The 15,956-nt window shown below is 49.0% G+C and carries 10 protein-coding genes; 1 reads left to right on the top strand and 9 read right to left on the bottom strand.

All coding sequences use genetic code 11. The features are described from left to right. Window positions 1-10: 10 nt before the first annotated feature. The 4 genes from SMSP2_RS00485 to SMSP2_RS00470 are packed head-to-tail and all read right to left on the bottom strand — an operon-like array spanning window position 11 to window position 6,543. On the bottom strand, window positions 11-3,301 hold the full coding sequence (locus SMSP2_RS00485) for an ABC transporter permease (protein ID WP_146682073.1): 3,291 nt from the start codon (window positions 3,299-3,301) through the stop codon (window positions 11-13). Window positions 3,302-3,351: 50 nt separating this feature from the next. Then, entirely contained in the window at window positions 3,352-4,032 is a 681-nt protein-coding gene (locus tag SMSP2_RS00480; RefSeq protein ID WP_146682072.1) for an ABC transporter ATP-binding protein, read from the bottom strand. After that, entirely contained in the window at window positions 4,025-5,356 is a 1,332-nt protein-coding gene (locus SMSP2_RS00475; protein ID WP_146682071.1) for a glycosyltransferase family 4 protein, read from the bottom strand. Before SMSP2_RS00475 ends, SMSP2_RS00480 begins: the two co-directional genes overlap by 8 nt. After that, window positions 5,353-6,543, bottom strand: a complete 1,191-nt coding sequence (locus tag SMSP2_RS00470; RefSeq protein WP_146682070.1) for a beta-alanine-activating enzyme beta-propeller domain-containing protein — start codon at window positions 6,541-6,543, stop codon at window positions 5,353-5,355. The genes SMSP2_RS00475 and SMSP2_RS00470 overlap by 4 nt, the downstream gene beginning before the upstream one ends. A 289-nt stretch (window positions 6,544-6,832) precedes the next feature. Between SMSP2_RS00470 and SMSP2_RS00465 the strand changes: the two genes are divergently transcribed. After that, entirely contained in the window at window positions 6,833-8,023 is a 1,191-nt protein-coding gene (locus tag SMSP2_RS00465) for a DUF4056 domain-containing protein (protein ID WP_146682069.1), read from the top strand. A 100-nt stretch (window positions 8,024-8,123) separates the two neighbouring features. On the opposite strand, the gene clpB is transcribed toward SMSP2_RS00465, so the two are convergent. From clpB to SMSP2_RS00440, 5 genes are all read right to left on the bottom strand, one after another. Next, entirely contained in the window at window positions 8,124-10,715 is a 2,592-nt protein-coding gene (gene clpB, locus SMSP2_RS00460) for an ATP-dependent chaperone ClpB (RefSeq protein ID WP_146682068.1), read from the bottom strand. A 263-nt stretch (window positions 10,716-10,978) separates the two neighbouring features. After that, on the bottom strand, window positions 10,979-12,055 hold the full coding sequence (locus SMSP2_RS00455; protein ID WP_418287773.1) for an NAD(P)H-dependent flavin oxidoreductase: 1,077 nt from the start codon (window positions 12,053-12,055) through the stop codon (window positions 10,979-10,981). Between the two features lie 198 nt (window positions 12,056-12,253). Then, the gene (locus SMSP2_RS00450; protein WP_146682066.1) at window positions 12,254-13,006 is read right to left on the bottom strand and encodes a biotin--[acetyl-CoA-carboxylase] ligase; all 753 of its coding nucleotides are present in this window, start codon (window positions 13,004-13,006) and stop codon (window positions 12,254-12,256) included. Window positions 13,007-13,347: 341 nt separating this feature from the next. Continuing rightward, window positions 13,348-14,136 (bottom strand): DNA-methyltransferase, encoded by a 789-nt coding sequence (locus SMSP2_RS00445; protein ID WP_146682065.1) that lies wholly within the window; start codon window positions 14,134-14,136, stop codon window positions 13,348-13,350. Further along, the gene (locus SMSP2_RS00440; protein ID WP_146682064.1) at window positions 14,136-15,956 is read right to left on the bottom strand and encodes an AlwI family type II restriction endonuclease; all 1,821 of its coding nucleotides are present in this window, start codon (window positions 15,954-15,956) and stop codon (window positions 14,136-14,138) included. The genes SMSP2_RS00445 and SMSP2_RS00440 overlap by 1 nt, the downstream gene beginning before the upstream one ends.

Raw genomic sequence — 15,956 nt, 5'->3', positions numbered from 1 at the left:
TCCAATTTTCTCATTCACGTCTCAAAGACTCGATAATGCTTCCGGACAAAGCGGCGCTGGAGCCGAGCCATATCCAGAGAAATCCGTTAAACATTATCACCGCTAATGTTATAACAAGGGAAACAACCGGCCGGCCGCCGCCCGGCTCGAGTATCACCGGCAGAACCGCGATAAACGCAGATACAGCACCGCCTGCAAGACCTACGAGCAGGAGAAAAATATGTTCATAAAACACTATTCTTTGCAGGGTTTGACGGTCGAATCCGACAGCTCTCATCATAGCCAGCTCACCGCTCCTGTCAAGGACATTGCGAACCACAACCACCCCCAGACCAAGGCAGCCGATCACCACGCCGAGACTGCCAAGCACCTGAAATATTGAGATATAGGTATTCTCAACCTCGCTGAACGCCCGAAGCCGCTCTGTGGAGGGTGTTACCTCCATACCGATATCCCGCAAGCGTCCCGAAAGGGCTTTTGACAATTGGTCTGTGTACTGCGGGGGGCAATCAGCCAGCACCACCGCATAGCCTTCGAGATCCTCGAAGCGTTTTTCAAAATTCCTTCTGCTGATAATCAGGCTGCCCTGAAATATTGAATTTTCTATAACGCCGGCAATCCTGACCTTAAACGGCCTGCCGCGGCCATCGATATAGTCGATCTCATCACCGAGCTCCAGCCCCAGGCCCCATTTGACAGTGGCCTCGTCGCCGACAGCCGGTATGACATTTTCCTCGGCCCTGGAAGAGAGAACCTGCCAGCCGTCCTTGATATTCTGTGCAGATTTTTTGAAACGAAACCCGTACTGCTGGATTTTTTCCACATCCGCCGCGATGAGCCGGGGCATCTGTGCGCGGTTAAGGTTGAAACAGCTCGCGTCATCACCCTGATTAACCCGCATATTGAGGACATTCCATTCAAAGGCCAGATTGTCCAGTCCGGTTTCCTTCCGGCCGTCTTCTGTGTTAAGGTTGTGAACCAGAGGCACCGACGGCTCGCAAATCAGTTCAAAACCGCCTGTTCCGGCGCTGAGTGTGCGGGCGTCCGCTGCCGGGTCCTTTCTGTTGAGCCCTACCGAGATAACTATAAACACGCCGCAGGCAAGCATGGTAACAACCGAAATGCTCCTGCCCGGGCTGCGTGCAGTATTCCGCCATGCCAGCGAGACCAGATTGCTTGAGATCCTGCCGCGGGCAAGCGAAGATTTTATCAGTGAGCGTACAAACAGTATGAAAGATGCCAGCAAAAGACCGCCCGCGGCAAAAAACGCGCCGGCTGAGCTGGAATAAACAACTATACCTAAAGCCGGCAGCAAAAGCAGAAACTGCCACAAGAGAGCCTTCTTCCCTTTCAAGCCTATACCGCAGCCTTCTGCATCAGTGAGAGCCGCCTGCTGTATAGGCTCGGCAGAGCCGTAGAGCATCTGTGATATCGGAATTTGCATCTGTTTTCGAAACGCAAGCCATACCGCCGCGGCACAGCCCAAGAGCCCTCCCAGCAAACCGTAAACAAGCGAGAGCGGCTCAACATGGAAAGTAATATCTGCGCCGCTGACCGCGGTACTCCAGAGGCTTCTCAGCCCCAGCAGCATAATCCGGGTATATATAACGCCGGCACCAACTCCCAGCAGCGAACCTGCCGCGACGAGAATCATAGTCTCTAACAGAAAAACCTTCTTAACCTCAGTGCGGGTGAATCCGATAGCCGAGAGCAGGCCGCTTTGGGAAATACGTTTTTCAACTCCAAGCACAAACACCAGTGCCAGCATCACGATTGCCGAGGCTATTATAAACATACTGAAGCCGATAAACAGCGGCCCGAAATCCGTACCCTCTTCGATTGCTTTGAGGCTCATTTGGCGTATGGCAATGGTCTGTATGCCGGAATTGCCGGCGATACTGCCTCTCAGTGCAGCGGCTATATCCTCAAGGCCGTTGGACTCTGCCGGCCAGCGAACCGCGGTGAGATTGCCGTACCTGTTGCCCCACATAACCTCTGCCGCACGCAGGCTGACAAATGCCTTTGGCGTGCCTTTGTATTCGTCCCAGTACCGCTCGTCCTTATCACGTATCCTCTCGAGGTCAATATCTATCCCCGGCTCCCATTCGCGGCAGTTTTCGGCATCGGCAAGACCTGGAAAATCCGGCATAAGCGATCGGTCTGCCGCCATGCCTTCTATCTCTATCACATCAGCGACGTTAAATGCAGAGGTGGTTTCAACAAGCTCCCTGCCGCGGCCGAGTGTGTAGTAATCAATTTCAATCTCGCCACCTTTTTCAGCCGATATATCCTCGGCTAGCCAGCGGTTTATAACAATGTCATTCATCTCCGCGTCATCGGGCATAAGGCTGTCGCACCCTGCAACGAACGAATACGGCACCTCCTTGTCGCCGCGGCGTATGCTGTTTACAAAGTAGCTCAGCAGCCCCTGTGCCCCGCTGCCAACAGAAAGAGCAGCGGCTGAAATATCATCACGGATAAACACGCTGCTGCTTCGCAGCTCATAAAAAGCACCGTCATTAACTTCGCTGATTTCAAGGCCCATATCCGCCAGAGTGAGCGAATCAGCCAGAACATTTTCAGCTTTTTCCTGTTCAATACTGCTATCCGCGCCGGCAGAAATGAGCATCAGATTCGCCTTGCCGGGAGTCTCAATGCTTTGGCCAAGCCATTCCAGAGGCACAAACGCATTCAAAGGCGGTATGTGGTCGGCCTTTAGGCTGAAATCGCCGCAATTGTTGTTATCGGCGATTCGTGCCACCCGCAGGCGAAAACCTACGGTCATATCGCTTGCCGGAGTAAGTGCAATATCACGCGACATAGCCGATGGCCTGGCAAAACGCAGGAGTATCTCATCACCGGCAGAGGCATTTATTTTCTGAGCCAGGGATTTATTTAAAATGACAGCATTTTCATCAGATTTTCTAAATGGGTTCACACAGCCCGTCGCGTTGTAAAACCGCTGGTCAACGCCGTAAACATTGATACGGTTCGCGCGCCTGCCGGCAGCGTCATTGGAAGCAATTCCGGAAATCTGGATTATCGCGGCGGTATCGGCATCGAGCCCCTTTGCCATTTTACCCGAGAGGTTCCCTGTGAAAAAGTTATCCTGCGAAACAACCGCTATATCGGCGATGCCTATTCGTGAATCGACCATCCCTCTTAGACTGCTGCGGACAGAATCGCCAACCGCCAGGGCCCCGACGATAACCGCTGAGGCCACCATAGAAGCAGCGACAACTCCAAGCGAGCCCTTCCAGTAGTAGGCAATACTTTTAAAAATCAAAGATTTCTTAGTCATCTGTCATCACCGTTGAAATTGGTTTAAATCAGTCATCTGCCAGAATTCGATTATTCCGTATCGGCCTTAAGTTTACCGCTGGAAAGGGTCATCTTCCTGGCCATCTGCCCGGCTAATTCCTGCGAATGGGTAACAACCACAAGCGCTGTGCGCTCTGTGCGGTTGAGTTCAAGCAGCAGCTTTGCCGTCTCACGTGCGATAACCGCATCGAGTGCGCCGGTCGGCTCATCAGCCAGCAGCAGAGCCGGACTGTTGATCAGCGCCCTGACAATCGCCGCCCGCTGTCTCTGGCCGGCAGATACCTGCCGGGGCAGGCTGTTTATCTTGTCTTTGAGGCCTACCTTCTCCAAAAGCTCCACGGCCCTGTCATGTACACCGCCCTCGGGTTTGCCGCCGCCGGCAAGCGCCGGCAGCAGAACGTTTTCGATTAAGCTGCACTGAGGCAGCAGGTGGTGCATCTGAAATACAAAGCCAATCCGGCGGTTCCTGATCTGGGCAAGCTGTTTATCGCCTGCTTTGGAAAAATCCGTCCCGTCGAGTTTGACACTGCCGGAGGTGGGCTTGTCAAGGGCTCCTATAATGTTGAGCAGAGTGCTCTTGCCGCTGCCTGAGGGGCCTACGATTGATATCGAATCACCTGCCGAGGCTTTGAGACTTATACCATCGAGCACTTTTACAACGCTGCCCTCCGACGATGCGAATTCTTTACATACATCTTTCAACTCAAGCATTCTCGCCTCCAGAGCTGTTCTCTATCGCCGCCTTAAATACAGATAACATCTGTGCGGCGGTTTTTTCTATATTGAATTCCTGTAAAACGGCTTCCCGCCCCCGCCTGCCGCATTCTTCTAACCGTTTTGGATCGTTAAAAAGGCTTATCAGCTCTTTTTCCAGAGCAGCCGGATCCGTGTGGTCATAAACGCTGCCGCCGCCGGTCTGCTCTATCAGCTCGGGCAGGCCGCCGATATCCGGCACGACTGCCGGCACGCCGCAGGCGAGTGATTCTATCACATAAAAACCATAAGCCGGCGGCTGTGCGGCGGGAACACACATCACCGAAAGCCCCCTCAGAAAATCCAGCTTGGACTCATGCTCCGGGTTCTCGATTATCTCCACCACACCACCAAGACCTGCCGCCTGGATCCTGCGGCCGACCGCCTGCATAAACTCATAATCCTCTTTCTGCTTCACACCGGCAATATGCAGTTTGATGCCGCTCAAACCGTGTCTGCGGCGGATATGCTCAAAAGCATCCACGAGTGTTTCAACTCCCATACTCCGGCTCATTCGCGAGAGAAAGCCGATCACGGGCGTTTGAGGTTTTCCCTGTGCCGGCGAGTAATCCTGCGGGTCTAAGCCGCCGGGAACAACAGCGATTTTATCAGCATTGATATCAAGGCGGCTTTGCATAACCTGCTTATAATAACTGCTCGGAGCAGCGAACATATCCACGCCGCGGAGAATCTCTCTCAGAATATCCCAGGACTCTTCACTGTAAGGCATGGGCAGGCTGTCGAGAAACTTATCCTCATCCTGAAGCAGACACACAACGGCACAGCCGAGAGTGTCTTTTAGAACACCGACCAGACCGGCAAGCAGAGCGTTTGACAGAACTACAACATCGGGCCGGTTTTGCGGCAGGGCAAGCCACTGCGCCAGGCGAAGGGCTTCTTTGGCCTGGCGGCCGTTTTGCCCCTTGAGCATTGAGACTGTGGTTTTGCCGAGAAAACGGGCGTTTACCATGCTGCTCCTGCGGGCAAGCCATGAAAGAATCCTGGGGTTGTCAAAGAACCGGTCAAACCATCGCGGAGTCTTGCGGAAAAGCCCGAGTTTCTGCTGTAGGTAAACATTGATACCGCCGAAAAACATCGGCATATCCTTAGCCGGTCTCTGCCCGTCCGGTTCAAAGGGCAGATACAGCGGCACAATATACGCTTCGTGGCCGGCGCGGAGAAACTCCCTGAACAGCGCCGCGTCCCTGAGACAGTTCTCACAGTATGTGCTGCGGGCAACCCCGGGCACAATCTGCGCAATTTTGATACGTTCCCCCGTCATTGCACAGCTCCGTCGAAAGCGTAAATGCTCCCATCACCGCAGCCGATAATAATCATGCCCCCGGCAATGGCAGGGGATGACGTCAGCGGCTTGCCTGTCTCGAACGACCAGACCTCTAAGCCGGTATCCATATCAACAACATACAGCCTGCCGTCTTCACTGCCAAAAACGACTTTGGAATCAGTAATTGCGGGTGAGGAGTCTATATCGTCAAGTGCGGCAAATTTCCAGATAACGTTTCCGTTCTCGGCATTTATGCAGTGCAGATTTCCGTCTCTGCCGCCGATGATCGCCTTGCCCTGAATCACTGCCGGCGAGGAAAAATACGGCTCTTCGCTGCCGGTGTACTCCCAAAGCATATCTCCGGTCTCGATATCCGCGCAGAAAAACGAGTTGTTATAGTTGCCTGTGTAAACCCTGCCGGCCTCTATTGCCGCGGAACCGGCGACATAAGCGCCGGCATCTACGGTTTTAACCTCTGAGCCGTCTTCTACCGAAACCATGTGCAGCATACCGTCACAGCCGCCGAAAACCGCCAGCCCATCGGAAATTGCGGGGGTGCTGTTTACGTAGCTGCTGGTTTCATATCTCCATACTTCATCGCCTGTTACTGCGTCAAGACAATATAACACATTGTCGTAGCTGCCGAAGATTACGCATATCCTGCCGGAGGATAAAACAGCGGTATTGACAGAGCCGAGGATCTTGCCGCCGGTCTCGAATTTCCATTTTAACTCGCCGCTTGCCTTCTCAAGTGCATACAGAAAGCTGTCCGCTGAGCCAAAAAACACAGTATCGCCGACTATGCAGGCAGCGCCTTCGATCTGATCACGGCTCTGGAAACTCCATTTTTCTCTGCCGGCAAAAAGATCAACCGCGTAAAAGTAACCATCCAGCGAGCCGGCAAACACCATCCCCGAATCTACAACCGGCGGGGCCTTTACTTCGTCACCCGTCCGAAATTTCCACCTGAGAACGGGCGTTTCAGCGATTCTGCCCTCTCCAATGCCGGTAAGAGCCGCCAAACCGTGAAACATCGGCCAGCGGCTTTCGGTGTCTGGATAGAAAACCGGCTTTTCGATTGATTCGGGATGATTCTTAAAAAATGCAAATACAAAAATGCCTGCTAATGCAAAGACAAGCAGCACAAAAAACAAAAGAACAACTTGTAACGATTTTGCCTTCATAAATTTCCTTTATTAAAACAGACTGTAATGATACTAAATTTCAGCCGCAAAATCAAGACATTCAATACATAACGGCATCTGAACCCATATTATCTCTATTTGCTTTACTGACAAACACTTACACAAGCAGGAAGAATCACCTTAAATGTCACTGCTCTATCACGTCAACGGGGTTTAAACCATGTCATACAATAACTTATAGCTTGACAGTGAATTTTTAAACTGATAAAATGACAGAATAAAATTATCATTATTCTTCTGCGAGATATTGATTGAGACAAAAAAAAACATGCAAGACGCACCGATAAATAACATTAAATCATCTAAAATAAAAAAAACTCTAAAACTGCTTTTTATTATAGCGGCAGTAACTTTCAGCGGCTGCGGAACCGCCCCCAAATGCCCCGCAAGCGAATATTACGCTCACGGTGCGGCACAAAAACCGCGAATGCGGCTTGGCTGCTATCCCAGTTTTATGATTACGACGAATTTCCTTGGTGAAAACTTCGGAAATCACGGTTATTTTTACAGGTTTGACGAAAAGAACGGCCTTGCCTATACCTGCCGCGCCGGACACATCGATACCGCACACGTAAGGATCGGTGCCGACTGGACAGCTTACCTTATAGCTAAGACATACGATACACTTATGAAAACCAAAGAGGGTTTTGATTATAAGTTCAGCGCAGACAGATCTATCAGCACTGTTACATTTTCTTACCCCGACGGTTGGAACCGGCTCAGTGAAGAACAGCGTAAAAAAACGGCCAAAGAAATCTCATACAAACTTGGCGGCTATCTCACCCACAACATAAACACCTGGCACGAGATTCTCACTTGGTTTGGATTCAAATGCCTCGGCATCTACACTGAATTTCCCTCGGCGTTTTCCTGGGAAGACACATTCTGCAACAATCTGGGTGTAATTTTGGCGTACAGGGCGCTTGAAGACAGCGAAAACACCTGGGATCAGGCATTCACAAAGGTCTTTGACGAAGAAATGGAATATCTGGGCATCCAGCCCGTAACAGTAGCCACCAAGGCCAGCAAGATAGTACGTCCGCAGTGGTTTACCGGAGCAGCCCCGTATTCTGTGGATCTTAAACAACGCAATTTCAATATCGGCCTCGAAGACGGAACAATTACAGCGACACTTGTCCCGGGTCTTGAAGAATGTCAGGGGGCAGAGCCTGTTTCTTATCCGGCACCGATCAGACCCGACCTCTCGGAATACGGCTTTTCCTTTAAGCTGTCTATAACGCCGCGTGAATGGGAAAGCACAAAAATATTAGAAATCGTCAGCACCGATAAAGAAATCAAAAAAATAAATCCGTTTACACACTATCCGGCAATCATGGAATACATACGGGAGGAAGCAAAGACAAAATACGGATATTTTGACGAGACAAACCCCGCAGTGGAAGCATCCAGCCTCCAGGCAAACCCTCTTAGCGAAGAGGACGAAACGCCAAACCTCTAAACCCCACGGTAGAGACGTATTGCATACGTCTCACAGGGTTATCTAACGCACAGAAAGACGCAAGCCCCGATGCATATCGGGACATCTTTACAACAAGCTGTTATTCTGTTTCAACGTCTTTGGTGAACACAAACGAATGTGCTTTCGCATCGCACAAGATTGAATCTCCCTCTGAGAATTTCCCTGCCAGCATCTCGGCTGCAAGGGGATTCTCAATGCGGTTCTGGATTGCCCTCTTGAGCGGCCTTGCTCCAAATACCGGGTCGTAGCCCTCATCAAGTATCTTGTCCCGGGCACTGTCGGTAAAACGGATTTTCATGCCGCGGGATTTAACCCTCTCTGCAAGATAAGCAAGCTGTATATCAACAATCTTATGCAGATTCTCACGCGTGAGTACCTTGAACACGATTGATTCGTCAACGCGGTTGAGAAACTCCGGCCGGAAGAATCTGCTCAGAATATCCTTTACGTGAGCCTCGATCTCCCAGTCTGCGCCTTCGTCGTCGGTGAACTTGCGTATCTCTTCGCCGGCGAGGTTGCTGGTCATTATGATAACGGTATTGCGGAAATCAACCGTCCTGCCCTTGCCGTCTGTGAGCCTGCCGTCATCGAAGACCTGCAGCATGACATTAAACACGTCGCGGTGCGCTTTTTCAACCTCATCGAGCAGAACAACCGAATACGGTTTTCTCCGGATCGCCTCGGTGAGCCTGCCGCCCTCTTCATAGCCGACATACCCCGGAGGCGAGCCGATAAGACGGGCAACAGAGTGCTGCTCCATGAATTCACTCATATCGATACGCACCATGGCGTTTGGATCGTTAAAGAGAAACTCCGCCAGTGCCTTTGAAAGCTCGGTCTTGCCCACGCCGGTCGGCCCGAGAAACAGGAATACGCCTATCGGCCTGTTAGGATCGCTAAGGCCGGCTCGGTTTCTCCGCACTGCGTTGGAAAGGGCGATAACCGCCTCGTTCTGGCCAATGACCTTCTTTGAAAGGTAATCTTCCATATGCACGAGTTTTTCGCGTTCCGCGCTGAGCAGCCTGGAAACCGGTATGTTTGTCCATTTGGAGACAACCTCGGCCACCAGCTCGGCGGTAACCTCGTTGTGAACCATCTGCATATCGCCGCCTTCGGTGAGCATTTTCTCGGCTTTTTTGAGCTCTTCCTCAAGCTCGTGGAGTGTGCCGTACTTGATTCTCGCGGCGGTTTCAAGCTGACCGGACCTCTGCGCCTCTTCCAGCTCATTATGCGCCTCGGATATTTTCTCTTTTATCTCTTTGACATTACCGATACGGGATTTTTCATTTTCCCACTGGCCGGTCATTTTATCGTTTTCTTTTTCCAGCTTCTCAAGCTGTTTTAAAGTATTCTCAAGCTGTTTTCGGCTGGCATCGTCTGTTTCTTTTTTAAGTGCCTCACGCTCAATCTGGAGCTGCATAATCTTACGCCGCAAAGCGTCGAGCTCGGAGGGCATAGAATCGTTTTCGATACGAAGGCGTGAAGCGGCCTCGTCAATCAGGTCAATAGCCTTATCCGGCTGAAAACGGTCAGAGATATACCTGTCAGAAAGTGTTGCCGCCGCGACAAGCGCAGAATCGCTGATACGCACGCCGTGATGGGTGTCGTATTTTTCCTTGAGCCCGCGGAGGATCGCGATTGTCTCCTCGATGCCGGGCTGATCAATCGTTATAGGCTGGAAACGCCGCTCAAGTGCCGCGTCTTTTTCTATGTATTTCCTGTACTCGTCGATAGTAGTGGCGCCAATGCACCGCAGCTCCCCGCGAGCCAGGCTTGGCTTGAGCAGGTTGCCCGCGTCAACGGCACCCTCGGCCTTGCCCGCACCTACGATAGTATGCAGCTCATCGATAAAGAGCACAATCTGCCCGCCGCTGTCGATTACCTCTTTGAGTACCGCCTTAAAACGGTTCTCGAACTCGCCGCGGAATTTTGTGCCGGCTATCAGAGAACCCATATCCAGTGCTATTACGCGTTTATCCTTCAATCCGCTGGGAACGTCGCCGGCAACAATACGCTGCGCCAGCCCCTCTACAATGGCGGTTTTACCCACGCCCGGCTCGCCGATCAGAACGGGATTGTTCTTGGTGCGGCGGCTGAGAACCTGCATACAGCGGCGGATCTCCTCATCGCGGCCGATTACCGGGTCAAGTTTACCCCTGCGGGCAAGGTTGATCAGGTCAATCCCGTATTTCTCCAGCGCGTTCATGCTGGATTCGGGGCTGTCATCGGTCACCTTGCGGTTGCCGCGGATTTGCTTCAGCGTGGCAAGTATCAGATCGGGATTTATCGAGTTGATATCCAGCACGTCCTTGGCGCTGCTTTTTACAGATGCCAGCGAAATAAAGAGATGCTCAACGCTGAGGTACTCATCACCCATCTTGTCGGCGCGGTTTTGAGCGTCGAGCACAACCTGATTGAACGCCGGATCCGGCATTATCTGCCCGCCGGAGCCGGTCGGGAGTTTATCCAGCTCCGAATCAACCATCTTACGCAGCCGCTCAAGATTAGAGCCGGAGCGTTTGACGATATCAACGGCGATACTGTCGTTATCGTTTAGAACCGCATACAGCAGATGCAGCGGCGTAAGTGTCGTGTTGGAACGGGACATAGCCGTCTGCTGAGCGGTTGCCAATGCTTCCTGAACTTTTATTGTGAATTTGTCAAATTTCATTTTATTACCTTATCTCAAAACATAATTGATGTGTTGGTTCTCGCAGGTATATTGTGCAAATAGCGTGCCAGAACCGCACATATTGAGATAAGGCTCTATCTAAAATGGCGTTACAGCAATAATAAAACTCAATAGAATTTTATTTATGCCCGCAATAGGCCAAATTTACGCCAGAATGGCAGTAAATTTCCTTAATTGCTTGAACTGATTTTCAGACAGAATTAACACCGCTTAGAGCTTGCATGCGTGAAGCTCTCGCTCAGCTATCGGCTGTCAGCAGCCGAATTATATTCACTGATGATATCCGCAACCAGCTGTTTTACCGTAACAATCTCGGTGCATCGCCAGGCGTTGCTGCCGGCAAACGCGAAGGAATTTTCCATATCGCCGTCCGAAGCCTTAGCCAGAACCTCGGCGATACAGTACGGCGCCGTCGATGGATCGCACGTGCGCAGACAGTGATATTTACACCGGAACGGAACACGGTATCCGGTTTTCACCTTTTCAACAAACGCATTTTTTATCACTCTTCCCGGCAGACCGACCGGAGATTTTATAATCGTTATGTCGTCGGGGCCGGCGTTGATGTAGGACTCTTTGAACCGTATATCGGCATCGCATTCCTCAGTGCAGACAAACCGCGTAGCCATCTGAACGCCGGAGGCACCCAGCTCCAGGAAATGCGCGATGTCTTTGCCGTCAAAGATTCCCCCCGCGGCTATAACCGGCATCGGGACGGGCAGACTCCTCGTAAATTCAAGCACATCTGCCAGTATCTCTTCCAGTGTCGGGCTGTTCTGCTGTATCTGCTCAAGGCTGTAGCCAAGATGCCCGCCGGCCTTGACACCCTCTACAACAACAGCATCGGGATAGCGGTTGAAATCCTTCATCCATTTTTTGCATATTATCTTGAGAGAACGCGCTGAGGAGACGATCGGAACCAGCTTTACGTTTGTGCCGGCGGTAAACTCCGGCAGATGGAGCGGCAGACCGGCACCGGATATGACCATATCCACGTTTTCTTCCGCGCTGACACGAACCAGTGATTCATAGTCCGACAGGGCGACCATCGCGTTTACGCCGATTACCCCATCGCTCATTCTGCGGGCCTTTCGGATCTCTTCACGCAGAGCAGAACATGTCATCTTTGAGAGATCAACCCCGTTTCCTGTAGAATGTTCGTAGCCGCCAAGTCCAACACTGGCGATTATCCCGGCGCAGCCCTCGTTGGCAACAGCTGCCGCGAGGTTGGCCTTGGAAACCCTTACACCCATTCCGCCCTGGATTATAGGAGGGTCGATCGTCAGATCGCCAATCCTGAGAGCAGGTAAATTTCTAATAGGTCACCGTCATTTCTAAGTATATCTAAATAAATAAATTAAAATCATATCAAAGCAGCACGAAACATATCTATACGCTGCCGTAGTTACCTTTATTATGCGTAAAAGAGAGATAAATGCAAGCCTTATATCAAACTCTGAATTTTATAGGCGTGCGGCATTTTTTTGTGCCAATAATAAACGCCGCACACGAATATCTCAGTGAATAACCACATCGCCGCTCATAATTGCCCTTACCTCGCCCCGCGAGTCCCGCAGCAACAGCTCGCCGCCGTCTCCAAGACCGGCAAAAACCCCCTCTAACGTCTTTGAGGTTTTATCGTCCGCATCGCCGGCGACCGTTACAGGCCTGCCCAGATGGCAGCACATCGCCTCCCAGTCGCGGGCTATCGGGGCGAACCCGCCGCACTGCCGGCGGCTAAGCTGCGACTCAAGCTCCTCTAAAACCTCCGTAAGCACTGTATGCAGGGCAAATTGCGAGCCGGCCTCGATAAGCATAGACGTTGCGGGCTTGTCGATTTTCGCGGCGTCCGCGGCGGCCATATTGACGTTGAGACCTATGCCGACAACGCCCGAGCAGAAGTCAGCGCCCGAATCCACAGTCTCGGCGAGTATCCCGCATATCTTCCTGCCGGAGACTAGCACGTCGTTGGGCCATTTGAGACGGGCGTCTATCCCCCGCCCGCGAAGATATCTGCCCACCGCCAGGGCAGATACAAGCGTTACAGGGGCAAACTCCGCCGGCGGGATATCGTACCGCAGATAAACCGAAAACGTCAGGTTTACCCCGGGTTGTGTGAGCCATTGGCGGCTGTGCCTGCCGCGGCCCCCGCTCTGGTAACCGGCGGCTACCACAGAGCCGTTGGCAACGCCGCCCCGACGAACCATATCTGCAAGCACGCTGTTAGTCGAGCCGACCTCTTCAAACCATGTTATGTTGTCTAAAAGCATTGTTATCGTCGTTTTCCAATCCGCAGATTACGCAGATGTTCGCAGATTATTTCTTCCCAATTCCTAATTCTTAATTCCTAATTAACTCCGCAAGAGTACACGCTTTAGCGTGCTTATACGCTATCTATATTTCAAACAAGCTGAAGCTTGAACTCTTACTAACACCGAAAGAGTACACGCTTTAGCGTGCAAACCTCAACCCCAGAATAATATTTTTTTGACAGGATTACTGGATTTACTGGATTTTTGTAACCTTATTGGCATCAGTTACGAGCGGGTTCCTGTCTGCTGCTCAATCCGTCTTATTCCAGTGTTTACTCTAGTTACTGCATCAACTACTACTAATCTGAATACTGTGATATACTATTCATCCTATTTTGAGCAACTTTGATATAATCAGCATCTTTCTCTATTCCTATCCACTTGCGGCCATAAACACCTGCAACATAGGTTGTTGTTCCACTACCTAAAAAGGGATCAAGTATTAAATCTTTTTCTTTAGAACACCCAAGAATGATTCTCTTTAGCATTTCTTCTGGTTTTTGAGTGGGATGTACAGCCCTCCCATCTTTGCCTCTGATACGCTCCTTTCCTTGCACCAAGGGCATTTCCCAAAGATCTCGCATTTGTTTAGAGTGTCCATTTTTTTGTTTGTTTGGGTTAATCTCTTTCAACTTATCGTAATTAAAAGTCCACCCACTACCCTTGGCTGCCCAAACGACAAATTCTGTTGAATGAGTAAAAACACGCTTTGTCATATTTGGCATAGAATTGGTTTTGTACCAGGTTATTATGTTATTTATTTTGTATTCTAACTGCTTAAGCACTATCATTACTTCACTGATATTATGGTAACTACAAGCTACAAATATAGATCCTGTGTCTTTCAATACCCTGTCACAAGCAGATATCCAATCTCTGGTAAATGACATATATTCCGGTTCAGACATCTTGTCCCAACTCTCATTCACCATGTACCAGTCCCCTCCGGTTTTATTACCCTTCCAACTTAAACCATTACCAGACAAATTATAAGGAGGATCAGCAAATATCAAATCTACACTCGAGGGATCGACTTCCTGATTTAAAATAATGACGCAGTCTCCATGATATAATGTATTTGTTTTCATCAGCCTGCCAATAGCCTCGTTTTCCAATTTTGAATTTTTGTCGGGATATTATTTATCCAAGCTCCGGAATCATTGCCCGTCTTAACGAAATCTAAAATATCTTCAAATAGCTCCACAAGACTTGTATGAGCCATAGAAGAGTTTTTCAATTTTAAACCCAGTAGAACATTTAATATTTCAATGAAATCTGCAAAAGATAATGGTATTATTTTCTGCTTTCGCCCTTCGTATTCATATTTAGCAGCAGTCCAAAAGGTATTTCTTGTATCCCTATGAATTACTGGAGCTATGAAAAGACAATAAGCCTTTTTATCAGGGTACTTGTCTTCGAAATCCCTTAAATGTCTCATAACAGGCTGCCCCTCATTAAACCATTGGTCACGATTTCTAAGCATAGTAACTTCGCATATTGAGTTAAAACTCTCATAAAAGCACTCAATATCAGGCATGTTCCCCGGTGCAGTATTTGTAGGTTCATTGTCATCGCCCACGGGGTAATTAGGAAGAATCTTTATGGCATCATTTAATGCGTTCAGACTTAGTGCTGAAAATTTTTCTAATAATAATGCACGATTGTCCATCTCGTAAATATTAGAGAATGAATTTATATAAGACTTTATGACCTCAACTTTTTGCGATTCCTGATAAATTTTTTGACCTTGCAGCTCTCGGCGATATTTTCTAAGATATGCTATATATTCCTTTAGATTAGCATCTGACATTTTAGAAAGTTGTTTTATGGCTATGTTTGGTTGATTTAAATCATTTTCTAGTTTTACAATCTCATCAGACAAAACACTAACTATTTTTAAGTGTTTTTCCCTTGTCTCCCACGGCAACTTAGGCAGAGAAATGTCTGACATAAATCCGATATATTCTTCTGTATCCTCAAAGCGAAATGCCGCCGCATTGTCAGCCCCAAGCAATGATTCGATTTCCACGGATCTGCGCGGCTCTAAATCAACATAGTACCCATTGCCCCTAATGTGAATATAGCCGGTCAATCTAAAATACCTAATAGCATTATCACTATAATCGTCAAGATTATTAACTACCCTGGATATATTGGATTCGTCTGAGGTGTTCAGAAATTCACCAATGAATTTTCTTTTATAATTCTCAAAATTTTCTTTTTGTTCATCTTTAGAGAGTCTATTCATTAGCGACCTCAGAGAGCTTATTTTTTCAGCATATTCTTCAATGTCTGCGTGGTTTACTAAAGTTGGAACGAATAAAGAAAATTCCTTTCTGCTGAGCCCCTTTGGTTTTCCACCTTTATCAGTTTCTTTTTCATTAACACGATTTATTAAATGCAAAGTTGCTAGAAATGGCTTTACGTCATAGCCCTGATTAAAACTGTAATCTCTACTGCCAGGGCTGGGGATCTGCCACTTTAAAAAACTTTTCAGAAAAACTTCACTAGGGTCTGATTCTTCATAAAGAAAAAGTTTTCCTAATTCAGTTATATTTAATATCCCGTTTATTATAGAAACAAAACCAAATTTCTTTAAAGGATTTATTGACTGTCTGCCCCGCATATCTGGATCTTTGTATTGCTTCAAATGAAAGATATCTTTTGCTTTCTCAAATGAGATATCTTTGGACAAATCATTTATCAAATCCACTAATTCGCTTGGCAGGTCAGAATAGAATTGGGGACTGCCGTAACCGTAAATTCTATTCTTAATCAAAAGAATCTGATACTTTATCTGGTTTTCTTTTGACCATTCTAATCCGTTTAATTCATGCAAAACCATTAAAAAATCTTTTAGCCGGTTTGGATTTCTAAGAGTGGTAGTAATTGACCATGGTTTTCTCAT

Source organism: Limihaloglobus sulfuriphilus (genome assembly GCF_001999965.1).
GTDB classification, from domain to species: Bacteria; Planctomycetota; Phycisphaerae; order Sedimentisphaerales; family Sedimentisphaeraceae; genus Limihaloglobus; species Limihaloglobus sulfuriphilus.
This window is presented reverse-complemented; position numbering and strand designations above follow the sequence as displayed.